Below are 21,513 nucleotides of genomic sequence, written 5' to 3' on the forward strand. Positions count from 1 at the left end.
GGGTCGACGAATGCCCCTGCGTGTCATCTTCATGGGTACGCCCGAATTCTCCGTGCCGACGCTGCGGGCGATTGCCGGGGCCGGGCACGGGTTGACCGCCGTCTATACGCAGCCGCCGCGCGCCGGGGCCCGGCGCTGGCTCGAACTGACGCGGTCGCCGGCGCAGCGCGAGGCGGAGCGGCTGGGCGTCGAGGTGCGGACGCCGGTGTCGCTGAAGAGCGAGGCGGAGCAGGAGGCGTTCCGCGCCTTGCGCGCCGACGTCGCCGTGGTCGTCGCCTACGGGCTGCTTCTGCCCAAACCCATTCTCGAGGCGCCGCGGCTCGGTTGTCTCAATGGCCACGCATCGTTGTTGCCGCGCTGGCGCGGCGCTGCCCCTATCCAGCGCGCCATCATGGCCGGCGATACCGAAACGGGCATGATGGTGATGCGGATGGACGAAGGCCTCGACACCGGGCCGGTGGCAATGGTTGAAAAATGTCCCATTGGACCCGACATGACGGCCGGCGATCTGCACGACCGGCTGATGGTCCTCAGTGCTGCGCTGATGGTGCAAGCGCTCGAGCGGCTGGAGCGGAATACGCTGACATTTACCACACAGGCGGAGGTGGGGGTGACCTACGCCAAGAAAATCGATAAATCGGAGACTCGCATAGCCTGGCTGCGACCTGCTGGCGACGTGCACAACCAGATTCGCGGCCTGTCGCCCTTTCCCGGTGCATGGTGCGAGGCCGAAATCGGCGGCCGTGTAGAACGGCTGAAACTGCTTCGCTCGACGCTCTCGCAAGGCGCCGGCGAACCGGGAGGAATTCTCGATGACCGGCTGACGGTCGCCTGCGGGTCAGGCGCGATCAGGCTGGTCGAAGTTCAACGTGCGGGCGCAAGGCCCATAGCCGCGCAGGAGTTTCTGCGCGGGGCCAAGCTCGAAAAAGGAATGAAATTGTCATGAGCATGATGTCCATACGCGCGGCGACGCCGCGGGACCGCGAGGCGATCCGCCTAGTCGAAGAACACGCATTCGGCCAGCAGACGGAGGCCGGACTGGTCGACGCGCTGGTCACCGGCGGTGATGCCGTCGTCGAACTGGTGGCGGACGAAGACGGGCAAGTGGTCGGGCATATCCTGTTTTCACGGCTTTTCGTGCAGAATGGCGGCAAGAGCTTCCCGGCGGTGGCTTTGGCTCCTTTGGCGGTCGAGCCGTCGTTCCACGGCACCGGCATCGGCGGTGCGCTGGTCCGCGAGGCGCATATCCGCCTGAAGGCTGCTGGCGAGACGCTCGCCGTGGTGCTCGGCGATCCCGCTTACTATGGACGTTTCGGTTACAGCCGCGCCCGTGCAGCGAAGTTCGAGAGCGAGTACCAAAGCGAGGCTTTGCAGGCGCTTGCCTGGGGCGAGGCGCCGGAGACCGGCAGGCTGGTCTACGCCTCGGCCTTCGGCTCAGCCCTCGCCGCCTGATTTCGCTTCGATCCGGGAATGCCGCGTTTTCGCCTCGACATCGAATATGACGGCAGTCTCTTCGCCGGCTGGCAGCGCCAGGCCAACCAGCCTTCGGTGCAGCAGGCGATCGAGCAGGCGATCGAGAAGTTCTGTGGCGAGCAGGTTTCGCTGCGCGCCGCCGGCCGCACCGATGCCGGCGTCCATGCGACCGCTCAGGTGGCGCATGTCGATCTGATCAAGGCATGGCCCGGCGACAAGGTGCGCGACGCCGTCAACGCGCATCTGCAGGCGGCCAAGGTGCGCATCGCCATCCTGAAGGCCGCCTCCGTGCCGGATGGTTTCGATGCGCGTTTCTCGGCGATCGGCCGCCATTACCTCTACCGCATCGTCAATCGCCGCGCGCCGGCGGCGCTCGACAAGGGCAAGATCTGGTGGGTACCGAAGCAGCTCGATGCCGGGGCCATGCACGAAGCGGCAAAGGTGCTGCTTGGCCGGCATGATTTCACCACCTTCCGCTCGACCCAGTGCCAAGCCTCCAGCCCGGTCCGCACACTCGACCGGCTGGATGTCAGCCGGGCGGGCGATTTCATTGAGGTCCGCGCTTCGGCGCGCTCATTCCTGCACAACCAGGTGCGCTCTATGGTCGGCTCGCTCAAACGCGTCGGCGAAGGCGGCTGGACTGTTGCCGACCTCAAGGCGGCGCTTGAGGCGCGCGACCGTGCGGCCTGCGGTCAGGTGGCGCCGCCCGACGGGCTGTTTCTCGTCGGCGTCGACTATCCGACGCCTGGCTGATCCGGAACGCTGATCCCGAGCAGCGCCTGCAGTCCGAACAGGACGATCAGCGAGGCCACGAACATGCCGGCAAAAACGGCGCTGCCGACGGCCGCACCCCTGCCGATCGCAACGTTGGTCATCCGCCAGGTCAAGACCATCGACAGCGCGAACAACAGCAGCGACACGAGTCCGGAGACTTCGTTGGCCGACGTCAGGAAAAGCCGGATCAACGCCGATGGCAGCATCATCCAGGCGATGATCGCCGAGGCCCAGTTGCTGGCCACGACATAATGGACGAAACGGCCGCCGACGCCGACCCGCGGCGCCACCAGCGCGAGGCCTATGAGCGGCAGCACCCAGGCGCCGATATCGACGGTGGCCAGGCGGATCAACATGCTGAAACGGCCGACGAATGCGTTGGGGTCGCCGATCTCGTTGGCAATACCGACCCAGCCGACGATCAGTGCCGGCGCCGCGACGACGATGGCAAAAAAGGAGTTCCAGAATCCGTCCGCCGAAAGGTCGAGCAGGCGAAATCCGTCGGCCTTGCCGAGCATCAGCCGCCAGGCACCGGCAAGCGAAGCGTAGGTTTCATCCGCTGAAAGCATCACTAGGATATGTCCTGCGCAAACCAGTCTTCAACGAAGCGCAGATAAATCTGCGTCAGCGTCTCGAGGTCGGCAATCGCCACGCGTTCGTCGACCATGTGCATGGTCTTGCCGACAAGGCCGAATTCGACCACCGGACAATAATCCTTGATGAAGCGGGCATCGGAGGTGCCGCCGGAGGTGGAGAGCGCAGGCTTCCTGCCGGTCACCGCCTTGATCGAGCCGCCAAGCGTCTCGATCAACCTGTCGTCGCGTGTCAGAAAAACGTGGCTCGGTCCGTCGCGCCAAGCGATCTCGTAGTCGACGGGCGTCGCCTTGCCGGCGCGGTATTTCTTGCGTTTCGCCGCCCGGTCGAGGCGGTTGTGGATCTCGGCCTGGATCGTCTCGGCGGTCCATGTGTCGTTGAAGCGAATATTGAAGGTAGCCGCCGCCTTCGCCGGGATGACGTTGGTGGCAGGATTGCCGACATCGATGGAGGTCACCTCAAGATTGGTCGGCTGGAAATCCCTTGTTCCGTTATCGAAGGCGGGGTGAAGCAAGGCGTCGACCAGCGTGACCAGGCCGCGCACCGGGTTGTCGGCCAGCTGCGGATAGGCGGCGTGTCCCTGGCGGCCGTTGACGACGACCGTGCCCGATAGCGAGCCGCGCCGGCCGATCTTGATCATATCGCCGAGCGCGTCGGGATTGGTCGGCTCGCCGACGATCGCAGCATGCCATTTCTCGCCTTTGGCGGCCGCCCATTCGAGCAGTTTCGTCGTGCCGTTGATCGCCGGACCTTCCTCATCGCCGGTTATCAGCAGCGAGACCGACCCCTTCGGGCCGCCCTTCTGCGCGATGTGTCGCGCTACCGCCGCGACGAAACAAGCAATGCCGCCCTTCATGTCGACGGCGCCGCGGCCGAACATCTCGCCATTGGCGATGTCGGCTGCAAAGGGCGGGTGCGTCCAGGCTGTTTCATCGCCCACCGGCACGACATCGGTATGGCCGGCAAACATCAGATGCGGGCCGTTGCCGGAACGCCGCGCGTAAAGATTCTCTATGTCAGGTGTGCCGGATTCGGAAAACACCGGGCGCTCGACGGCAAAGCCGAGCGGCTTCAACATTTCTTCCAGCGCGCTCAGCGCACCGCCTTCGGCGGGCGTCACGGAAGCGCAGCGGATGAGAGCAGCCAGATTTCTGGTCGGATCGGTAGGCAGCGTCATGGGCAAAGCGATAGTCGAAAGCGCAGGGACTGTCACGGCCAGACATAAGGGCCAGACATGCCGCCGACATTATGGTTTTCATGTCGTATAATTGCGGCAAGGCCTCTCGACCAGGGCAGGGCCATCGCATGATCACGCATGGCAAGACAATCGTAATCGCCGGTGCCGGCAGTATCGGCTGCTACGCCGGCGGCTGCCCGATACTTGCCGGGCGACAAATGGTTCTGCCGGCGCGGCCGCGCATCGAGAAGGCGGGCAAGTAACGGTCAAGAGCGGCGCGACGCAAGGCATGGCCGGCCGGGCAGGAGAGAAGCGGATCGCCCTGCCTGTCGCCGGAAGCCGTCGCCGTCAGATGGTAGCCCGCACAGGTGCCCAGTAACGGCCCTTGCCGGTGCGCTTGGCTTCGTAGAGCGCATGGTCGGAACAGGTGAGCAGGATTTCCGGATCGCCGCCGTCGGCGGGTGCGAAGGCGCTGCCGACGCTCAGGCCGACATGGATAGCGGAACCGACCCCGAGGTCGAAAGGCACCGAGACCTTTTCGATGGCCCGCTTTGCCAGGTAGGTGGCCTCGATCTCCGAGGTTGCGGGCAAAAGGATGACAAATTCATCGCCGCCAATGCGGAAGACAACGTCCCCCGGACGGAAGCCGCGCTTCAATCGTTCGGCCACCTTGCGCAGCAGCACGTCGCCGACGGCGTGGCCAAAACGGTCGTTGACCCGTTTGAAACCGTCGAGATCCATGCTGAGCACTGCAAACGGCTTGCCGCCATTGGCGGCCGGCGCCGCAAGCTCGCGGCACATGTCGCGCAATTTCTCCTGCAGGAAGATGCGGTTTGGCAGGCCGGTCAGCGCGTCCTTGATGGCCAGGTCGCGATTGTCCAGTTCGGCGCGGATCATGCGGGCATTGATTGCGTGGTTCTGAAGCAGCACGATGATGACGCCGGCCACATAGAACGGCGTTTGAATTCCGACGATCGGCATTCCGGGCGCCGCAGAAAACAATGCACCGGCCACGTAAGGCAGGCTTACGGCCAACATGACGAATATGGCGAAGCGCGGGGTCGCCGCATTGCGTGACGACACCACGCCGACGACGCCTGCGACATTCAAGGCGGCAAGTACGGAAAGCGCCATATTCCCGCTGGCAACACAGCCATAGCAGCCGAGGCCGAAGACGACCGACCAGACGCCGCTGGCTGTCATCAGGCCCGCCAGCGGCCCTTTCGAGCCGCGCCTGCGGGCCTGTTCGCATTCCCGCATCAGCAGAACGCGGACGGTGAAAAGCATCAGGTCGGCGGCAATCCAGGCGTAGGGCCACCAATCCCCGGTGGCGAGAGCGGCGCTGACCGCAACCAACAGAACGCTGATGGTGCCGAACAGGACTGCGAATTTGCGATCGAAGGTGGTGTCGAGAAGCCGGGCGCGGACAGCTTCCGGTTCCAATTTCATTGGCGAAGAGAACCAGGCAAACAGGCGAGCGGCGGCGCTCCACGTTTTGCGCGGCTCCTTGGTGATCAGGGATAGGTCGCTTGCCAGTCGAGCGCTCCGTGCCGGTCGACACAGTCTTCGCCGGCATGCTGGGCCAGGGTGATTAACATTCGCTTAGAGCATCCGGCACAAAACCGGGCTTTCGGAACTCCCCGCTCTGCCGCTCTAGCGGATCTGACCGCCGGGTCGCCGGTTTTAGCTTGCCGGCCCCGGTCGTCTGCGGACTGCAGGCCGACGCGGTGGACCCGGCTCGGGATCGGTCTTCGCCGCACGTGCCGGCTGCCCATGAGGGGTTTCGATCAGCGTGATCTTCTGCCAGATCTTTCGCGAGAGGTTCGAAGCCAGGTTCTCGATGTCGTTGACGCCGTCGATCACCACGGCGTCATTCACCGATTGCGCGAACAGCGCGGCGATCTTGCCGGTGATCGACAGCATTTCGGAGCAGTAGTCGAGATAGCGGGCAAGGTCGGCAGCGTTGGTGATGCGGGCTGGCGAATGGGCAGTCGGCCTGAAACTGGGTGAAAGTGCGGCCGGATCCTTGGTCAGCTGGTGCATGTCGATGACATGGATCAGCGAACGCAACCCGTGGAGCTGGCGAAACACCCGCTTGCGCTTGATCCGCTCCTCGGAGCGAATCAGGGCCAGGAAGCCCAGCACCGCGAGGATGATCATGTTGAGGGAGGCTTCGATGCCTTGCACCGACTGGAAGGCATCGTGGTTTCCCGAGATGCGGCCGAGCGGCAGGATTGTGCCAACGAACAGGAACATCAGCGCTCCGACGACGAAGGCGGCGATGATGAGGCCGCGCAGCCACCAAATCGGCGCCTCCAGCGCCTTGGCGGCTTTTGCCAGATCGCGCGACAGCGACACGAGTTCGGCGGCGACGCCGCGCAAGCCTGCATCGGGAAAGCGCTCGGCGACGCGCCCTTCCAGCCGTTCGGCGGTTTCGAGGATCAGTTTCGGATCAAGCGAGCGGTAGCGCATGACGAAATGTCCGATCGGCGCTCAGGGTTCAGCCGGGGCATTGGTGCGCTTGCCGTAGCGGTTGGGGCCGGGGTCACTTTTGAAAAAAGCCAGGATAAAAAGCAGGACGAAGCCGATAATGAGAGAGACCAATGCGTAATAGGTAGGCTTGCCGAAATCATGGAACCGCTTAGCCGTTAGCGCAAAGGTCGACCATGTCGAGACGAACACTGCGATCCATAAGGCGAGCGCCCAGTACTGGCTCGCGGCAGTGCCTAACGGCGTTCGCGCGAACTGATAGAGCAAGAAGAGTTGAACGATGACCGGCAAGAGGCCAGCCAAAACATAGGCGCTTGGATTCACTCGCCCGGAAAGGCTGAAGAAAAGCCACAGGAATTGAGGTTTGTCAGTCAACCCGTTGCATCCGTTCTTGGGAAGATCAATCGCGCAGCAATTCGTTGATCGAGGTCTTGGAACGGGTCCTGGCGTCGACCCGCTTGACGATGACGGCGCAGTAGAGGCTGGGGCCGGGCTCGTTGTTTGGAAAAGGCTTGCCGGGCAGCGAGCCGGCGACGACGACGGAATTAGGCGGCACCTCGCCGTAGAAGATCTCGCCGGTGGCGCGGTCGACGATCTTGGTCGACTGGCCGATGAAGACGCCCATGCCGAGCACCGAGCCTTCGCGCACGATGCAGCCTTCGACCACTTCGGAACGGGCGCCGATGAAACAGTTGTCCTCGATGATGGTGGGACCCGCCTGCATCGGCTCCAGCACACCGCCGATGCCGACACCGCCCGACAGATGCACATTCTTGCCGATCTGGGCGCAGGAGCCGACCGAAGCCCAGGTGTCGACCATGGTGCCGCTGTCGACATAGGCGCCGACATTGACGAAGGACGGCATCAGCACGGCGCCGGGCGCGACATAGGCGGAGCGGCGCACGATCGACGACGGCACGGCGCGGAAGCCGGCCTTCTCAAAATCGACGGCGCCCCAGCCGTCGAATTTTGAGGGCACCTTGTCCCACCATACCGCCTGACCGGGACCGCCCTTTATGATCTCCATCGGGGTGAGCCGGAAGGACAGCAGCACCGCTTTCTTCAGCCACTGGTTGACGTGCCATTTGCCGTCGGCCTGCCGCTCGGCGACGCGGGCGACGCCCCGGTCGAGCAGGTCGAGCGCCGATTGGATGGCCTCGCGCGTCTCGCCGCGGGTTGCGGTCGAAATCGTGTCGCGTTCCTCGAAGGCGTTCTCGATGATCTCCTCGAGGCTCGCGAGATCGTGCTTCGACATGAATTCGCTCCATTACCAAGCTGTTAAGGGCCGGCGCCTTAACCTGTTTGAAAGTCGCGCGGACCCTATGTGAAGGCTTGGGGAGGGTCAATCGCGGCAGCGTCACGGGACGGCGCAAGTGAATGAATTGGACGGGTAAAGCAAATATGACTCCCATGGAAAAGGCGGGATGGACGCCGCTGCCGCATTCGGACGAGGATCTGGAGCGGTCGAGAAGCGTGCCGGACACGCCGCAAACGCGCGCGGAGACATATCGGCTGGCCTGGAACGACCCCGATTTCATGACGCGGCGCGAGTTGCGCGCGGTCAGGCTGCAGCTCGAACTGCTGAAACCGGAGATGATCCTGGCCGAGCGCGGCATCCAATCGACCGTCATCCTGTTCGGCGGCGCCCGCATCCCCGAGCCCGGCGGCGAAGCCTGGGCGGCCAAGAACGAGACGCAGAAGAAGAACCTCGAGCAAAACAGCAAATATTACGAGGAGGCGCGCAAATTCGCCCGCCTCTGCTCACAGCAGTCGGCCAGCTCGTACTACCGCGAATTCGTCGTGGTGACCGGCGGCGGGCCGGGCGTCATGGAGGCCGGCAATCGTGGCGCCGACGATGTTGGCGCGCCGTCGATCGGTCTCAACATCGTGCTGCCGCACGAGCAGGCGCCAAACGCCTACGTGACGCCGGAGCTCTGCTTCAACTTCCACTATTTCGCGGTCCGCAAGATGCATTTCGTCATGCGCGCAAAGGCCGTTGCGGTATTTCCCGGCGGCTTCGGCACGATGGACGAGTTCTTCGAAACGCTGACCCTGATCCAGACCGGCCGCATGGAACGCGTGCCGGTCATTCTGTTCGGCAAGGCTTTCTGGGCAAGGGCAATCGACCTCGATTTCCTCGCCGAGCAAGGCACGATCACTCCCGGCGACCAGGATATCATCGATTTCGTCGAGACCGCCGACGAGGCCTGGGGGATCGTCAGCCGTTTCTATAAACTTTGACAAGCAAGCAGGACTTGAAGCGCGCCGGCTGCCTCAAGCAGGGACTTCGACGATCGCCGTGAGAAAGCCGGCGAGATCGTCGGTGACGAAGTCCACATCATCCTCGTTGGCCGGGTCGCGTTCCCAAATTTCCGAGAAGGTCGGCTCGAAATTGCGCGGCACCACCAGCACCGTGGTCATGCCCAGCGATTTCGGTACCGACAGGTTGCGGGCGAGATCTTCGAACATCACCGCATTTTGCCCGGTAACAGCGTGGAGTTCGGCAAATCTCTCATAGGATTGCCGCGCCGGCTTGGGGTTCAGTCCGGCTGCGACGATATCGAAAATGTCGTCGAAATGCTCGAGAATGCCCAGTTGCCGCGCGGTGCGTTCGGCATGCCGGCGATCGCCATTGGTGAAGATGAATTTACGGCCGGGAAGCTGGCGAATGGCGGTGCCGAGGACGGGATCGGGTACCAGCCAGGAATAATCGATGTCGTGCACTTTCTCGAGAAAATCGTCGGGGTCGATGCCGTGGCGCGTCATCAATCCGTTCAGTGTCGTGCCGTATTCGCGGTAGAGCTCCTTTTGCAGCTTGCGTGCTTCCTCGCGCGGCAGCGTCAGCAATTCTCCAACGTAGGCGGTCATCTTCACATCGATCTGCGAGAACAGATTCGAATGGTGCGGATAAAGCGTGTTGTCGAGATCGAACACCCAGTCGGTGACATGGGCAAAGCGGGCGGGGTCGGGAAGTGTGGTCATACCGTCCTTATGGCACGAAACGATCTTTCTAACAGGAGGTTTATCCACAACCTATACGCGCTCTGGACGGTGAAAATGGCGCGATGATTAAAATCTTAAGCATCGCCGAAAGGTGACATTCAGCGCTTGCTGGGACCAAGACGGGCCAGTGGGAGCAAGCGATGAATCGCATAATTCTAAAGTCTGCCGCCATCGCTTTCGCCTCCGTCGCCGCCTCACTTCTGCCGACGCTGATCGTTGTGCCGGCGATGGGATTTTCGATCAATCGCACCATCTGGCTGACATCTACCCTGTGCCCACTCGTTCTGGCCTGGGGCACCGGCGCCTATGCATTCTGGCAAAGCGAAAGGGTGAAGAACGCGCACCGCCACCTTGCTCGCAATCATGCCCAGCTTGCAGCCGCGCACCGGCGCCTGGCGGAAAAGGCGAGCCGCGACGACATGACCGGCATGCTCAACCGCGAAAGTTTCTTTGCCGCCCTCGACGGCTCTCGGCGTAAATCCGATCGCGGGGCATTGCTGATCGTCGATGCCGACCATTTCAAGACCATCAACGACAGCTACGGCCATCTGATCGGCGACGATGCGCTGCTCCTGATCGCAAAGGCGATAGAGCGTGGCGTGCGCAGCGGCGACGTGCTTGGGCGCATCGGCGGCGAGGAATTCTGCGCCCTTCTGATTGGTGCCACCGAACACGAGGCCAGGCGCGTCGCTGAGCGCATCCGCCGTGAGGTCGAGCGTATCCGTTTCCGGCCCGTCGACGAACGAACGGTTCCGCTGACAGTCAGTATTGGCGGCATCACCTGCGGCAGGGACGCCGCAGTGTCGGAGCTGATGCGCGCCGCCGACCAGCGGCTTTATGAGGCCAAGCATCGCGGCCGTAATCTGTCGATCATCGACCGCGATGTTTCCGAAGCCGCCTGAGCTCGGCCCTGAGCCTTCCGCTGGGAGAGTTCCACCCTGTCTGCATTCAACCGCGCCGTGGCCAGACTGTCAAAATCCGAGTATGGCGATGCGGAACAGCAGGGCGGCGGCCGCCAGTGCGACCAGAGCGATGCCAAGGCCAATGGGAGAGCCCCAGCCATACCACTCCATCGCCAGCTTGGCGTATTTGAACTCCTCAGCCGGTGTGAGTGGGCCGCGCGTCGGGGTCTGATTCATTTTCACTCCTTGCAGGCTGCGATAGGCCTTGCCTTGTGCCCGATGCAGCACATTATTATAACAGCCATAATGTTAGGCAGATTGATAGTTAGATGATCGAAATAAATTCGTCAAGCATGAATCGGGCAGACATGAAGACCGCTATCAGCCTTGCCATTATGGGCTGGCAGGACGCGACGCAGGCTTATGACGAGGCAGTGGGCGATAGGCTTGGGCTGAGTATGGCGGAACGCCATTGCTTGGCGCTGCTCTATGGCGGCCCGCGATCGGCTGGCGAGGTCGCGGCCGCAACAGGGTTGACGCCGGCTGCGGTCACCGCGCTGATCGACCGGCTGGAAGCGCGCGGCCTGCTGACACGAACGCGCAGCCTCGAGGACAGGCGCAAGGTGGTCATAGAGGCGACGGAACTCACGCGAGAACTATCGACGCGCTATTATGGCGCGATCGCGCAGGAGGGGGAAAAGGTGATCGCCACATTCAGCGACATTGAACTCGCCACGATCCTGCGCTTCGTCACGGCATCCCTCGACCTTCAGCGCGACCAGCTGGCCCGGCTGAAGGCCGAGGCCTTGGAGACAACCGACAGCCTATAGGCTCGCCGGGTCGAGCGCTGGCTCGCCTTTGCGGCGCGCCACGATCGCCGCAAGATCGGCGGTCTCGAAAGCATCACGCAGGGCGTCGAACGACGGCAGCACGAAATAGGCACGCTGGAACTTGTCGATTTCGTAGCCGGTGCGCATTACGGTTTCCAAGTCGAAGGGGACATGGTGTCCCTCGCCGCCTTCGACCGCGAACTGAAGCTCTGTGAAGGATGACATCAGCCCGGCGCCGAAAGCCTTCAGCGATTGGCCCGGCTCGCGTATCAGGCCGTATTCGACGGTGTACCAGTAAAGCCTGGTGATCATCTCGTCGCCGCCGAGCGCAATCACGCTATCCGCCTTCTTGCCATACATCTGCATGAAGTCGGCAAAGACCGGCTGCGTCAGGATCGGCACGTGACCGAAGAAATCGTGGAACATGTCGGGCTCGACAATGTAGTCGAGCTCCTTCTGGGTTCGCAGCCAGTTGGTGACCGGGAAGCGGCGGTTGGCGAGATGGTCGAAGAACGGCTGGGCGGGGATGAGCCCCGGCACGGCGACGATCTCCCAGCCGGTGAACTTGCGCAGCTTCTCGCTGACCGCACCGAAATCCGGGATCTTGTCGAGAAGGCCGAGTGCCGCGACGCCGTCGAGGTAGGAGTGGTGGGCCAGCTTCCTGGTCAGCTTCGTCTGGCGGTCGCACAGCGTGCGCCACACCGCCTGTTCTTCGTCGCTATAATTGTAGCCCTGCGCCACGGTGAAATCGGCACGGCAGACGGAATAATCGCCGCGAAGGCCTCGCGCCGCGCATTCGCGGGCATAGTCGGCAACGTTCATTGTCATGGCTTGCTCTCCCTGGAAATCATGACCAGCGAATTGCCGGAAGTTCTAGCCGGATCGCGCGAGGCAAATCAACTTTGATGGTGGCTCAAATGCAGGGTTGGAGGTAAAAGACTCCACGATCTAGCTTTGGGAGAGTGAAAATGCCTCAATTTGACGAATTCGAGATCAAGATGCTCGACATCCTGCAGCGCGACGGGCGCAAGCCGGTATCGGAATTGGCGCAGCAGATCGGCCTGTCGACGACACCTTGCGCGCGGCGCTTCGAGGCTCTTCAGCAGGCGGGCATCATAAAAGGCTTCGCCGCGGTACTCAGCCGCCGCGCCGTCGGTCTGATGGTCGAAGTGTTCATCCAGGTGCGCCTCGTGACCCACAGCGACGGCTCGCCCGAAACCTTTATCGCCGCCGTGCAGCGCATGGACGAGGTGTCGTCGTGCTGGACGATGACTGGAGACTACGATTTCCTGCTGCATGTCATGGTGCCGTCGGTGGACGAGCTCAATGCCTTCGTCATGCACCGGTTGATGCGGCTCGAAGGCGTGCGCGACGTCCACACGCAGCTTGTGCTGCAGAACATCAAGGGACCCGGCCATGTGCCGCTGGCACATCTCAGACGATAGCATTTCTGCGGAAAAGCTGCACACGAACTGCTGAAGCGAGCCAATCTCCGGAACTAGATCGCCGACTACGACATGCGGACCGCCATCGCATAAGGCCCGCCATGAAAATCGTCCTGATCAACCCGCCGCATACCGCCATCGGCAGCCGTGTGCCGGACGACCATCTGCCGCCGCTCGGTTTGCTGGCACTGGGCGGTCCGCTGATCGACGCGGGACATCAAGTGCGGCTTGTGGACGCCGAATTCGGGCCGATGGCGCTTGCCACGCTGGTCCGGGACGCCTTGAGCGACCATCCCGACTGCATTCTGATCGGCCATTCCGGCTCGACCTCTGCGCATCCGACAGCCCTGCTGATCGCCGGCATGGTCAAGGACATCCAGCCAGCGACAATCCTGATCTATGGCGGCGTGTTTCCGACCTATCATTGGCGCGACATACTGGCTGAAACGAATGTTTTCGACTTCATCGTGCGCGGCGAGGGCGAGGCGATCATCGTCGCGCTGGTCGAAGCGCTTGAGAAACGCAAGCCGCTGTCGGATGTGGCGGGCATCGCCTTTCCTGACGATTTGCGCCAGCCCTTTGCAACCCGGCCGGCAAGAACGATCATCAACCTAGACGACTACCGCATCGGCTGGGAACTGATCGACTTCAGTCGCTACAGCTATTGGGGAGGCAAGCGCGCGGTGGTCATGCAGTTCTCGCGAGGCTGTCCGCATCTGTGCAACTATTGCGGCCAGCGCGGCTTCTGGACGCGCTGGCGGCACCGCGACCCCATGAAGTTCGCGCGGGAGATTGCCTGGCTCTACCGCGAGCACGGCGTCGAACTGATCAACCTTGCCGACGAGAACCCGACGTCGTCCAAAAAGGCCTGGCTCGCCTTTCTCGACGCGATGATCGCCGAGAATGTGCCGGTGCTGATCGTCGGCTCCACCCGCGCCGACGACATCGTCCGCGACGCCGACAGCGTGCATCTTTATCGCCAGGCCGGCGTCATTCGCTGGCTGCTTGGCATGGAAAATACCGACGAGCAGACGCTTGCATTGATCCGCAAGGGCGGCAGCACCTCATCCGACCGCGAGGCGATACGGCTGCTGCGCCTCAACGGCATCTTGTCGATGGCGACCTGGGTGGCCGGTTTCGAGGACGAAAGCTTGCGCGACCTCTGGCGCGGCTTCCGCCAACTGATCGCTTATGACCCTGACCAGATCCAAGCGCTCTATGTGACGCCGCATCGCTGGACGCCGTTCTTCAGGATTGCCAGGGACCGCAAGGTGATCCAGCTGGACGCCCGCCTGTGGGACTACAAGCATCAGGTGCTGCAGATGACCCGCCTCAAGCCGTGGATGTTGTTCTTCGCCGTCAAGCTGATCGAACTGGCGGTGCAGTCGCGGCCCAAGGCGTTGGCGCGTATCCTGTTCCACAAGGATCCGGAGCAACGGCATTCGATGCGCTGGTACACCAAAATGGGCCGCCGCGTCTGGTTCCGCGAAGTCTGGGGCTTTCTGGTCCGCGACCGCCGCCTGAAACATGGCCCGTCGCTCGCCGAATTCTGGGGCTCGCCGCAAGACGAGGAAGAGGAATCGATGGTTGTCGAACGCCTGCCGCGTCAGTCCGTGACCGCTATTTCGCCAAACGCTTGAGCCCCTCAGACACCCGGCCTCACGGCACGATTAGCGTGCCGGCGCCGTGTTCGGTGAACAGCTCGAGCAGCACCGCATGCGGCGTCTTGCCGTTAAGGATGACGACGCCTGCGACGCCGCGCTCGATTGCCTCGATGCAGGTCTCGACTTTGGGGATCATGCCGCCCGAGACCGTGCCGTCCTTGATCAGAGCCTTGGCCTCGGCCACCGTCAGCTCGTCGATCAGCTTCTTGTCCTTGTCGAGCACGCCGGGCACGTCGGTAAGGAACAGCAGGCGCGTCGCCTGGCAGGCGCCGGCGATGGCGCCGGCAAAAGTGTCGGCGTTGATGTTGTAGGTGTGGCCGTCGCGGCCGGGCGCTACCGGCGCCAGCACCGGGATCATTTCGGACCGCGCCAGGAGGTCGAGCAATGTGCGGTCGACTTCGACAGGCTCACCAACGAAGCCCAGGTCGAGCACCCGCTCGATGTTGGAATCCGGATCGATCATGGTCTTGCGCGCTTTTTCGGCAAACACCATGTTGCCGTCCTTGCCGCACAGGCCGATCGCCCACTCGCCCTCGGCATTGATCAGCGCGACGATCTCCTTGTTGATCGACCCGGCCAGCACCATCTCGACAATCTCGACGGTCTTCTGGTCCGTGACGCGCAAGCCGCCCTCGAATTTGGATTCGATGCCCATCTTGCTGAGCATGACGCCGATCTGCGGCCCACCACCATGCACGACGATTGGGTTGACGCCGGATTGTTTCAAAAGTGCGATGTCGCGGGCGAAAGCCTTGCCGAGCGCGATGTCGCCCATCGCGTGGCCGCCATATTTCACCACGACCGTCTTGTTCTCGTAGCGTTGCATATAGGGCAGCGCCCTTGAAAGCAGCGCGGCCTGCATTTCGGCGGTGGCGGCGACATCCGTCATCGGCGTGGTTCCCAGCTTGGCATGAACGGCGGCGTCTTAGCGGGAATTGGACGAGGGGGCAAACGGCTTTGCTGTCGCGATCGATCAAATCGGTACTACTATTTGTTTGACCATGATCTTGTCCGAAAACCGGTTCCCACCTTTCGGGATTATGGTCTATGCCGGCACCTGCAGCGGCGCCCGCCGTCCCAGCCAGCCCGAGATCTTTTCCATCTGCGCGGCGAACGACAAAAGCGTTTCCTCGTCGCCGGGGCGGCCGGCGGCCTGGACGCCGAGCGGCAGGCCGGCATCGGTGACGTAGACCGGAAGCGTGATCGACGGTTGCCCGCTGACGTTCTGGATCGCCGGCCAGTGGGTGAACCAGAGGCTCTTGTCCATCAGCTGGCCGAATAGCGGCTTGAACTTCAGCAGGCCGGCGAGGCGCAGTCTGTCCAGGACATTCTCGATGAATTCGTCGGCGCCTTTCGGGTCCATGGTGCCGCAGGCGAGCGGCGGGTGCGCGATGACAGGCATCAGCACTGCATCATAGTGCGCGGTTTCGGTGATAAGCCGGCGCGACGCGGCGTGCAGCCGCTGCAGGCCAGCATAGATTTCGCCGGCCGAGAGGATTTCACCGAACCGGCTCATGACGCGCGTGGCGCGTTCGATGTCGCCTGAGATGGAGCGGCCGACGCGCAAGGCCTCGCCCCGCATCGTGCCGGCCACCGCCGCGGCGACGGTTCTGGCGAAATCGGCGATGAAATCGCGATCGATATAGGGCAGGTCGATCTCCTCGACGCTGTGCCCGCCTTCGCGCGCCAGCGCGATCGCCGCATCCAGAGCTTTCAACGTCTCTTCCGATATCGGCAGGCCGAGCGGCGATTTTCGATAGAAGGCGAGGTTGAGCTTGCCCGGATCGCGCCCGGCCGCCGCAGCAAAACTGCCGGTCGGCGACGGTGCCGCGTAGGGCGACAGCGGGTCAGCCCCGTGGGTCAGGTCGAGCAGCACCGCCGTATCGCGCACTGAGCGGGCCAACGCATGGTCGACGACGAAGCCGTACCAGCTTTCGGTGACGAGCGGTGTCAAGGGCACGCGGCCGCGCGAGGTTTTCAGCCCGATCAGCCCGGTACAAGCGGCAGGCACCCTGATCGAGCCGCCGCCGTCCGAGGCATGCGCCACCGGCACGATGCCGGCCGCGACCAGCGCAGCCGCACCGCCCGAGGAACCGCCGGTCGTGTGCGCGGTGTCCCATGGATTGCGGGTGACGCCGTAAGCCACCGACTCGGTCACCAGCCTCAGTCCGTGTTCGGGTGCGGTGCTGGTGGCGATCGGGATCAGGCCGGCGGCCAGATAGCGTTCCGTCATGACCGAGTTGAAATCGGGGGTGAAAGCTGGGATGCGGCTGCCGCCATGCGTCGGCACGCCCTTCATGGCGATGCCGAGGTCCTTCAGCGCAAAGGGCACTCCGGCTAGCGGCAGCTTGTGGTCGACGGTTTTCGCTCGCGCCCGCGCCGCCTCAAAAAGCGGTTCGGCAATGGCATTGATCTCCGGCCGGGTGGCCTCGGCCCGGGCGATCGCCGCATCGACGAGATCTTGCGGTGTGATCTCTCCCTTGTGCACGAGCGCGGCCTGGCCGGTTGCGTCATGCTCCCACAGAACCCGCTCGATCGACATGGTCGCCCTCCCGCTCATGGCAAGCTAGCGGGCGGCGATTCCATTGGCAATCGAGGCTGGCGCTGCCGGTGCGCAAGACCATTTCAGTCGTTGCAAATACATTGCAATCGCCTAATTTGGCGGCCGATGACGCCGCAGGACATCAGCAACCTGATTGTCCGGACTTCGATGAAGGACCGGGCTGCGTTCGATCTGCTCTACCGGCAGACCAGCGCGAAACTTTTCGGCGTCTGCCTTCGTGTATTGAAGGATCGGGGAGATGCAGAAGAGGCGCTTCAAGAGATCTTCGTCAAGATATGGACGAAGGCGGACCGTTTTGCCGTTTCGGATCTGAGCCCGATCTCCTGGCTGGTGGCCATTGCGCGCAATCATGCGATCGATCGGATCAGAGCGCGGCGAGAACCTGCCGCCTATATCGATGCCGCGCTCGACGTGGCCGATCCGGCGCCCGGGCCGGAGGCCATGGCCGTGGTGGGCGGTGAGTCCGGACGCATCCACCATTGTCTCGAGGAGTTGGAGAGTAACCGGGCGGCGGCCGTCCGGGGCGCCTATCTGGATGGCAAAAGCTATGCCGAGCTGGCGGAGCGCTATGGCGTACCGCTGAACACGATGCGGACCTGGCTGCGTCGCAGCCTGTTGAAACTGAGAGAATGCCTGGAAAGATGACGCTGGCTGACGACAATGGACCGGAACGTAGGGGCGACGACCTGTTCGCCGCCGAATACGTTCTTGGCGTTCTAGCCGCCGATGAACGCGAGATCGCGTCGCGCCGCATCGATGCGGACGCCGCTTTCGCGCGCCTTGTCGATAGCTGGGCGGCGCATCTTTCGCCGATGGCCGCCGCCTATCCGGAGACAGAGCCTCCGATCAGGGTCAAGGAAGCATTGGACCGCCGGCTGTTCGCTGCAGAGCCGCGGGCCGGCCTCTGGTCGAGCCTTGGCTTCTGGCGCGGTCTTGCCGCCGCCGCCATTGCAGCGCTGGCGATCTACATCGCCGTGCCTTACTTCCGCCCGCCCACCGAACCGCCGCAGACGCGGCTTGTCGCCTCGCTGGCGGCCGAAGGCAGCGACGTCAAATATCTCGTTGTCTACGATGCCGCCCGTCACGAGGTCGGTCTTTCCCACGTTTCCGGCGAGCGGGCCGCCGGCAAGGACTTCGAATTGTGGATGATCGAAGGCAAGAAGGCGCCGGTGTCGATAGGCATCATCCCGGCCGGCGCGACCGCGCATTTGGCCATCCCGCCCCCCGTCCAGGAGAAATTGGCGCAAGGCGCCGTGCTTGCGGTCAGCGTTGAACCTGCCGGCGGTTCACCGACCGGCCAGCCGACTGGACCGGTGGTCGCAGCGGGCGATCTGAAGAGCATCTGACCGCTTCTCATCTCCGGAAGCAGACCTTAAAATCTATCTTCCGCGATTTAAGCGCCTGCAAAGCTTGTTGGTGGTTGTCGATCCGCGCCGGGAAAATTTCGGCGACACAATTTTTCTGCGGAGAGGACGAAACTCCGGAATTTTCTATCGCGTATCTCCTTGCGTTCCCGAATAAGGGGAACGATAACCCGAGGAGATTGAAATCATGCGTAAATTCGCCACCCTTTTGCTCGCCGGCACGGTCGCCATTTTTGCGCTCGCCACCATTGCCTATGCCCAAAACCCGATGGTCGGCGGCGCCGCCATGTATGCCCAGAAAAACATCGTCGAAAATGCGGTCAACTCGAAGGACCACACGACGCTGGTCGCTGCCGTCAAGGCGGGCGGCCTGGTCGATACGCTGCAAAGCGCCGGCCCCTTCACCGTGTTCGCGCCGACCAACGAGGCCTTTGCGGCACTTCCAGCCGGCACGGTAGAGACGCTGCTCAAGCCTGAAAACAAGGACAAGCTGGTCAAGATCCTGACCTGCCATGTCATCGACGCCAAAGCGATGGCCGCCGACGTCGCCAAGATGGTCAAGCACGACGGCGGCACGCACAAGGTCAAGACGGTCGGTGGTTGCGAACTGTCGCTCAAGACCGACGGCGGCAAGGTCACCGTGACCGACGAGAACGGCAACGTCGCCAATGTGACGATCGCCGATGTCGAACAGTCCAACGGCGTCATCCACGTCGTCGACAAGGTTCTCCTGCCGAAGATGTAACAAACGCACGCTGCCGGCGAAGATATCGCTAGGGCCTCCCTGCGCACACTCCGCGCCGTTCACGCAAGATGGATAGGCGCTGAGTCCCGCTTTGAGGACAGCGATCGTCACCGGCTTTTGATTTCCGTGTGGCGGTCGAATTTGGCACAAGCAGTAACAGGAGGAATGGCCATGAACCGTCGCGAGCTTCTTTTGAGTGGTGCGGCAGCCATTGGCGTTGTCGCAGGCGCCACCGCGCTGCGCATGGGCGGAGCCCAGGATGCACGCGCGGCCGAGACATTCGAGGTTACCAAGACCGAGGCCGAGTGGCGCGCCATCCTGTCCGACGCGGCCTTCAATGTGCTGCGCAAGGAGGGCACCGAATATCCGGGCACCAGTCCGCTGCTCAACGAGCACCGCAAAGGCATCTTCGCTTGCGCCGGCTGCGGCCTGCCGGTCTATTCGTCTGAGACCAAGTTCGATTCCGGCACAGGCTGGCCGAGCTTCTGGCAGGAAATCCCGAATTCCATCGGCAAGACCGTGGACAGATCGTTGGGCATGACCCGCACCGAGGTCCATTGTCGCCGCTGCGGCGGCCATCTCGGCCACGTCTTCGACGACGGTCCGCCGCCGACCGGGTTGCGACACTGCATCAATGGCGTCGCCTTGACCTTTAAGCCGGCGACGGCGTGAGGACGGCTGCGACCCTTACTTTGTCGGAGCGCGCTAGAGCATCGGACCCAAAAGTGCGAAGCGGTTTTGGGAAAATCCGATGCTCAAACAAAAAGTTGGAGCGGTGGAGTGTCCGCCGCTCCAAGACCTCGTAATGGTTGATTTTGCGCATGACCCCGAAAATCGCTTTTCGGGGTCATGCGCGAGGGCGCCAGGCGGGGGATCCAGCGCGCCTCAATGGCCTCCGCCACCGCCGCCCTGAGCGGCTGGCTTGCGGATCACCAGGGTGAAGAGCCCAAGCGTCGCGAACAAAACCGTCAGCATGAAGAATACGTCCATGAACGACAGCAGCGACGCCTGCTGCTGGACCATGCCTGACAGTTTGGAGATGGCCGCCTTGGAGGCGTCGAGCCCGGCGGTCTGCTCGAAGTTGAGCGTCATGTTCTGCAGCTTCTGTTGCGCAGCGGCACTTCCCCATTGCACGTGCTCGGAGAGCCTGGCGTAGTGGAAGGCATTGCGGTCGATCAGCACGGTGTTGATGACGGCCAGGCCGACGGCGCCGCCGAGATTGCGGGTCAGGTTGAACAGGCCAGACGCATTCTTCAGCCGCTCCGGCGGCAAGGTTCCGAGCGCAATGTTGTTGATCGGCACCATGCACAGCATCATCGAGCAGCCGCGCAGGATCTGCGGGATCAGCAGTTCGTAGAAATCCCAGTCGGCGGTGAGATGCGTCATCCACCAGGTTCCCGTGGCGAAGCCGAAGAAGCCGATCATCATCATGATGCGCGGGTCCATCTTGTTCGACAGGATGCCGGAGATCGGCGCGGTGAAGAACATGGCCAGGCCGCTGACGAACAGCGCCTCGCCGATCATCATCGAATCGTAGCCGCGGATGCGCCCCAGGAACACGGGATAAAGATAGGTCAGACCGTAGAGGCCGATGCCGACCACGAAGGAGAACAGCGAGCCGAACGCAAAATTGATATTGCTGAAAGCCTTCAGATCGACAATCGGCTCCTCGGCGGTGAACACGCGCCAGAAGAACAGCACCGCGCCGAAGGTCATGATGACGGCGCAGACGAACACCGCCTGATCCTGCAGCCAGTCGTTGTTGGGGCCTTCCTCCAGCACATATTCCATGCAGCCCAGGAAAGCGGCCATGCCGGCAAGCCCCCACCAGTCGAACTTGCTGAACAGCTTGAGATTGGGTTTGTCGAAGTCGATCAGCGACCAGGCGGCCGTGGTCACCAGAATGCCGGGCACGACGTTGACCAGGAACAGCCAATGCCAGGACATGGCATGGCTGATATAGCCGCCGACGGTCGGGCCGATGGTCGGCGCCAGCGTCGCCACCAGGCCGATCATCGGCGAGACGACGGCGCGGCGGGACGGCGGGAAGATGGTGAAGGCGGCTGCAAAGACGCTCGGGATCATGCCGCCGCCGATGAAGCCCTGCACGGCGCGGTAAACAATCATCTGGTCGATATTGGTTGCGGTTGCCGCCAGCGCGCTGGCCGCGGTGAAGCCCGCCGCCGAGATTGTGAACAGCACGCGCGTCGACAGCATCCGGCTGAGAAAGCCGGACAGCGGGATCATCACGACCTCGGCAATCAGATAGGCCGTCTGCACCCACGGGATCTCGTCCGAGCTGGCGCTCAAGCCCGCCTGGATCTCGGCCAGCGAGGCTGAGACGATCTGGATGTCCAGGATCGCCATGAACATGCCGAACACCATCGCCAGGAAGGCGATGACGCGGCGGATCGGCATGTGATCTGTCTGGGCCGGGATGGCCGACACCGATCCGGCGGTAATGGTTGCGGTCGCCATGACCCTTGCTC

The 21,513-nt window shown here is 62.9% G+C and carries 25 protein-coding genes; 13 read left to right on the top strand and 12 right to left on the bottom strand.

Features of this window, described 5'->3' with window-relative positions; all coding sequences use genetic code 11:
• Positions 1-16: 16 nt before the first annotated feature.
• From fmt to truA, 3 genes are read left to right on the top strand one after another with little or no spacing between them, the layout of a single operon-like run.
• On the top strand, positions 17-946 hold the full coding sequence (gene fmt, locus NKJ17_RS00935) for a methionyl-tRNA formyltransferase (protein ID WP_352686654.1): 930 nt from the start codon (positions 17-19) through the stop codon (positions 944-946).
• Positions 943-1,452: a GNAT family N-acetyltransferase gene (locus NKJ17_RS00940; RefSeq protein ID WP_254815873.1), complete on the top strand. Its 510-nt coding sequence runs from the start codon at positions 943-945 to the stop codon at positions 1,450-1,452. Before fmt ends, NKJ17_RS00940 begins: the two co-directional genes overlap by 4 nt.
• 18 nt (positions 1,453-1,470) lie before the next feature.
• Complete coding sequence (gene truA, locus NKJ17_RS00945; protein WP_352477029.1) at positions 1,471-2,226, top strand: tRNA pseudouridine(38-40) synthase TruA; 756 nt, start codon at positions 1,471-1,473, stop codon at positions 2,224-2,226.
• Here truA and NKJ17_RS00950 read toward each other — a convergent pair.
• Both NKJ17_RS00950 and dapE read right to left on the bottom strand, forming a co-directional pair.
• On the bottom strand, positions 2,208-2,816 hold the full coding sequence (locus tag NKJ17_RS00950) for a transporter (RefSeq protein ID WP_254815875.1): 609 nt from the start codon (positions 2,814-2,816) through the stop codon (positions 2,208-2,210). The genes truA and NKJ17_RS00950 overlap by 19 nt on opposite strands.
• 2 nt (positions 2,817-2,818) lie before the next feature.
• Positions 2,819-4,018 (bottom strand): succinyl-diaminopimelate desuccinylase, encoded by a 1,200-nt coding sequence (gene dapE / locus NKJ17_RS00955; RefSeq protein WP_352686422.1) that lies wholly within the window; start codon positions 4,016-4,018, stop codon positions 2,819-2,821.
• Between the two features lie 128 nt (positions 4,019-4,146).
• Between dapE and NKJ17_RS00960 the strand changes: the two genes are divergently transcribed.
• Positions 4,147-4,281 carry a hypothetical protein gene (locus NKJ17_RS00960; protein WP_352506029.1) on the top strand — a complete coding sequence of 45 codons (135 nt, stop codon included), beginning with the start codon at positions 4,147-4,149 and terminating at the stop codon, positions 4,279-4,281.
• Positions 4,282-4,366: 85 nt separating this feature from the next.
• Here the strand turns inward: NKJ17_RS00960 and NKJ17_RS00965 are convergent, their stop codons facing one another.
• The 4 genes from NKJ17_RS00965 to dapD all read right to left on the bottom strand — a co-directional run bounded on the left by NKJ17_RS00965 (position 4,367) and on the right by dapD (position 7,763).
• A complete protein-coding gene (locus NKJ17_RS00965; protein ID WP_352686425.1) occupies positions 4,367-5,467 on the bottom strand; it encodes a GGDEF domain-containing protein in 1,101 nt (366 codons plus the stop codon).
• Between the two features lie 234 nt (positions 5,468-5,701).
• Entirely contained in the window at positions 5,702-6,490 is a 789-nt protein-coding gene (locus NKJ17_RS00970; protein WP_352686428.1) for a hypothetical protein, read from the bottom strand.
• Positions 6,491-6,511: 21 nt separating this feature from the next.
• Positions 6,512-6,883, bottom strand: coding sequence for a DUF805 domain-containing protein (locus NKJ17_RS00975; RefSeq protein ID WP_352686430.1), 372 nt, complete (start codon positions 6,881-6,883; stop codon positions 6,512-6,514).
• A gap of 25 nt (positions 6,884-6,908) precedes the next feature.
• A complete protein-coding gene (dapD, locus tag NKJ17_RS00980; RefSeq protein WP_352686433.1) occupies positions 6,909-7,763 on the bottom strand; it encodes a 2,3,4,5-tetrahydropyridine-2,6-dicarboxylate N-succinyltransferase in 855 nt (284 codons plus the stop codon).
• Positions 7,764-7,909: 146 nt separating this feature from the next.
• Here dapD and NKJ17_RS00985 point away from each other — a divergent pair, with 146 nt between their 5' ends.
• Positions 7,910-8,749 (top strand): LOG family protein, encoded by an 840-nt coding sequence (locus NKJ17_RS00985; RefSeq protein WP_254815881.1) that lies wholly within the window; start codon positions 7,910-7,912, stop codon positions 8,747-8,749.
• A 33-nt stretch (positions 8,750-8,782) separates the two neighbouring features.
• Here the strand turns inward: NKJ17_RS00985 and NKJ17_RS00990 are convergent, their stop codons facing one another.
• Positions 8,783-9,490, bottom strand: coding sequence for a pyrimidine 5'-nucleotidase (locus NKJ17_RS00990; protein ID WP_352477037.1), 708 nt, complete (start codon positions 9,488-9,490; stop codon positions 8,783-8,785).
• A gap of 161 nt (positions 9,491-9,651) precedes the next feature.
• Here NKJ17_RS00990 and NKJ17_RS00995 point away from each other — a divergent pair, with 161 nt between their 5' ends.
• On the top strand, positions 9,652-10,413 hold the full coding sequence (locus tag NKJ17_RS00995; RefSeq protein ID WP_352686436.1) for a GGDEF domain-containing protein: 762 nt from the start codon (positions 9,652-9,654) through the stop codon (positions 10,411-10,413).
• 69 nt (positions 10,414-10,482) lie between these two features.
• Here NKJ17_RS00995 and NKJ17_RS01000 read toward each other — a convergent pair whose 3' ends face one another.
• A complete protein-coding gene (locus NKJ17_RS01000) occupies positions 10,483-10,650 on the bottom strand; it encodes a hypothetical protein (RefSeq protein WP_352686439.1) in 168 nt (55 codons plus the stop codon).
• 92 nt (positions 10,651-10,742) lie between these two features.
• On the opposite strand from NKJ17_RS01000, the gene NKJ17_RS01005 reads away from it, so the two are divergent.
• Complete coding sequence (locus NKJ17_RS01005; protein ID WP_352686442.1) at positions 10,743-11,243, top strand: MarR family winged helix-turn-helix transcriptional regulator; 501 nt, start codon at positions 10,743-10,745, stop codon at positions 11,241-11,243.
• On the opposite strand, the gene phhA is transcribed toward NKJ17_RS01005, so the two are convergent.
• Positions 11,238-12,071 carry a phenylalanine 4-monooxygenase gene (gene phhA, locus NKJ17_RS01010; protein ID WP_352686445.1) on the bottom strand — a complete coding sequence of 278 codons (834 nt, stop codon included), beginning with the start codon at positions 12,069-12,071 and terminating at the stop codon, positions 11,238-11,240. The genes NKJ17_RS01005 and phhA overlap by 6 nt on opposite strands.
• A gap of 140 nt (positions 12,072-12,211) precedes the next feature.
• On the opposite strand from phhA, the gene NKJ17_RS01015 reads away from it, so the two are divergent.
• Both NKJ17_RS01015 and bchE read left to right on the top strand, forming a co-directional pair.
• Entirely contained in the window at positions 12,212-12,688 is a 477-nt protein-coding gene (locus NKJ17_RS01015) for an Lrp/AsnC family transcriptional regulator (protein ID WP_352506020.1), read from the top strand.
• Positions 12,689-12,789: 101 nt separating this feature from the next.
• Positions 12,790-14,328 (top strand): magnesium-protoporphyrin IX monomethyl ester anaerobic oxidative cyclase, encoded by a 1,539-nt coding sequence (gene bchE / locus NKJ17_RS01020; protein WP_352686448.1) that lies wholly within the window; start codon positions 12,790-12,792, stop codon positions 14,326-14,328.
• 19 nt (positions 14,329-14,347) lie between these two features.
• Here the strand turns inward: bchE and argB are convergent, their stop codons facing one another.
• Positions 14,348-15,241 carry an acetylglutamate kinase gene (gene argB, locus NKJ17_RS01025; protein ID WP_352506018.1) on the bottom strand — a complete coding sequence of 298 codons (894 nt, stop codon included), beginning with the start codon at positions 15,239-15,241 and terminating at the stop codon, positions 14,348-14,350.
• Between the two features lie 156 nt (positions 15,242-15,397).
• The gene (locus NKJ17_RS01030) at positions 15,398-16,894 is read right to left on the bottom strand and encodes an amidase (protein ID WP_352506017.1); all 1,497 of its coding nucleotides are present in this window, start codon (positions 16,892-16,894) and stop codon (positions 15,398-15,400) included.
• A 126-nt stretch (positions 16,895-17,020) separates the two neighbouring features.
• On the opposite strand from NKJ17_RS01030, the gene NKJ17_RS01035 reads away from it, so the two are divergent.
• The 4 genes from NKJ17_RS01035 (at position 17,021) to msrB (ending at position 19,696) form a co-directional block, all read left to right on the top strand.
• On the top strand, positions 17,021-17,560 hold the full coding sequence (locus NKJ17_RS01035) for a sigma-70 family RNA polymerase sigma factor (RefSeq protein ID WP_352506016.1): 540 nt from the start codon (positions 17,021-17,023) through the stop codon (positions 17,558-17,560).
• Entirely contained in the window at positions 17,557-18,261 is a 705-nt protein-coding gene (locus NKJ17_RS01040) for an anti-sigma factor (protein WP_352686657.1), read from the top strand. Before NKJ17_RS01035 ends, NKJ17_RS01040 begins: the two co-directional genes overlap by 4 nt.
• A 205-nt stretch (positions 18,262-18,466) precedes the next feature.
• Positions 18,467-19,024, top strand: a complete 558-nt coding sequence (locus NKJ17_RS01045) for a fasciclin domain-containing protein (protein WP_352686451.1) — start codon at positions 18,467-18,469, stop codon at positions 19,022-19,024.
• A gap of 171 nt (positions 19,025-19,195) precedes the next feature.
• Positions 19,196-19,696, top strand: a complete 501-nt coding sequence (msrB, locus tag NKJ17_RS01050) for a peptide-methionine (R)-S-oxide reductase MsrB (RefSeq protein WP_352477048.1) — start codon at positions 19,196-19,198, stop codon at positions 19,694-19,696.
• A gap of 213 nt (positions 19,697-19,909) precedes the next feature.
• Here msrB and NKJ17_RS01055 read toward each other — a convergent pair whose 3' ends face one another.
• Positions 19,910-21,502: a DHA2 family efflux MFS transporter permease subunit gene (locus NKJ17_RS01055; RefSeq protein ID WP_502896113.1), complete on the bottom strand. Its 1,593-nt coding sequence runs from the start codon at positions 21,500-21,502 to the stop codon at positions 19,910-19,912.
• Positions 21,503-21,513: the final 11 nt, after the last annotated feature.

Source organism: Mesorhizobium sp. M0208 (genome assembly GCF_040322015.1).
Taxonomy (GTDB): Bacteria; Pseudomonadota; Alphaproteobacteria; order Rhizobiales; family Rhizobiaceae; genus Mesorhizobium.

Bases quoted from the DNA above. Each gene is read 5' to 3' on its own strand.
- NKJ17_RS00995 (WP_352686436.1), top strand. From the start codon at position 9,652: ATGAATCGCATAATTCTAAAGTCTGCCGCCATCGCTTTCGCCTCCGTC.
- NKJ17_RS01055 (WP_502896113.1), bottom strand. From the start codon at position 21,502: ATGGCGACCGCAACCATTACCGCCGGATCGGTGTCGGCCATCCCGGCC.
- NKJ17_RS00990 (WP_352477037.1), bottom strand. From the start codon at position 9,490: ATGACCACACTTCCCGACCCCGCCCGCTTTGCCCATGTCACCGACTGG.
- msrB (WP_352477048.1), top strand. From the start codon at position 19,196: ATGAACCGTCGCGAGCTTCTTTTGAGTGGTGCGGCAGCCATTGGCGTT.
- NKJ17_RS00940 (WP_254815873.1), top strand. From the start codon at position 943: ATGAGCATGATGTCCATACGCGCGGCGACGCCGCGGGACCGCGAGGCG.
- NKJ17_RS01015 (WP_352506020.1), top strand. From the start codon at position 12,212: ATGCCTCAATTTGACGAATTCGAGATCAAGATGCTCGACATCCTGCAG.
- NKJ17_RS00960 (WP_352506029.1), top strand. From the start codon at position 4,147: ATGATCACGCATGGCAAGACAATCGTAATCGCCGGTGCCGGCAGTATC.
- bchE (WP_352686448.1), top strand. From the start codon at position 12,790: ATGAAAATCGTCCTGATCAACCCGCCGCATACCGCCATCGGCAGCCGT.
- dapD (WP_352686433.1), bottom strand. From the start codon at position 7,763: ATGTCGAAGCACGATCTCGCGAGCCTCGAGGAGATCATCGAGAACGCC.
- NKJ17_RS00985 (WP_254815881.1), top strand. From the start codon at position 7,910: ATGACTCCCATGGAAAAGGCGGGATGGACGCCGCTGCCGCATTCGGAC.
- NKJ17_RS01005 (WP_352686442.1), top strand. From the start codon at position 10,743: ATGATCGAAATAAATTCGTCAAGCATGAATCGGGCAGACATGAAGACC.
- NKJ17_RS01000 (WP_352686439.1), bottom strand. From the start codon at position 10,650: ATGAATCAGACCCCGACGCGCGGCCCACTCACACCGGCTGAGGAGTTC.
- truA (WP_352477029.1), top strand. From the start codon at position 1,471: ATGCCGCGTTTTCGCCTCGACATCGAATATGACGGCAGTCTCTTCGCC.
- phhA (WP_352686445.1), bottom strand. From the start codon at position 12,071: ATGACAATGAACGTTGCCGACTATGCCCGCGAATGCGCGGCGCGAGGC.
- dapE (WP_352686422.1), bottom strand. From the start codon at position 4,018: ATGACGCTGCCTACCGATCCGACCAGAAATCTGGCTGCTCTCATCCGC.
- NKJ17_RS00950 (WP_254815875.1), bottom strand. From the start codon at position 2,816: ATGCTTTCAGCGGATGAAACCTACGCTTCGCTTGCCGGTGCCTGGCGG.
- NKJ17_RS00970 (WP_352686428.1), bottom strand. From the start codon at position 6,490: ATGCGCTACCGCTCGCTTGATCCGAAACTGATCCTCGAAACCGCCGAA.
- NKJ17_RS00965 (WP_352686425.1), bottom strand. From the start codon at position 5,467: ATGAAATTGGAACCGGAAGCTGTCCGCGCCCGGCTTCTCGACACCACC.
- NKJ17_RS01045 (WP_352686451.1), top strand. From the start codon at position 18,467: ATGCGTAAATTCGCCACCCTTTTGCTCGCCGGCACGGTCGCCATTTTT.
- NKJ17_RS01040 (WP_352686657.1), top strand. From the start codon at position 17,557: ATGACGCTGGCTGACGACAATGGACCGGAACGTAGGGGCGACGACCTG.
- NKJ17_RS01035 (WP_352506016.1), top strand. From the start codon at position 17,021: ATGACGCCGCAGGACATCAGCAACCTGATTGTCCGGACTTCGATGAAG.
- NKJ17_RS01030 (WP_352506017.1), bottom strand. From the start codon at position 16,894: ATGTCGATCGAGCGGGTTCTGTGGGAGCATGACGCAACCGGCCAGGCC.
- argB (WP_352506018.1), bottom strand. From the start codon at position 15,241: ATGACGGATGTCGCCGCCACCGCCGAAATGCAGGCCGCGCTGCTTTCA.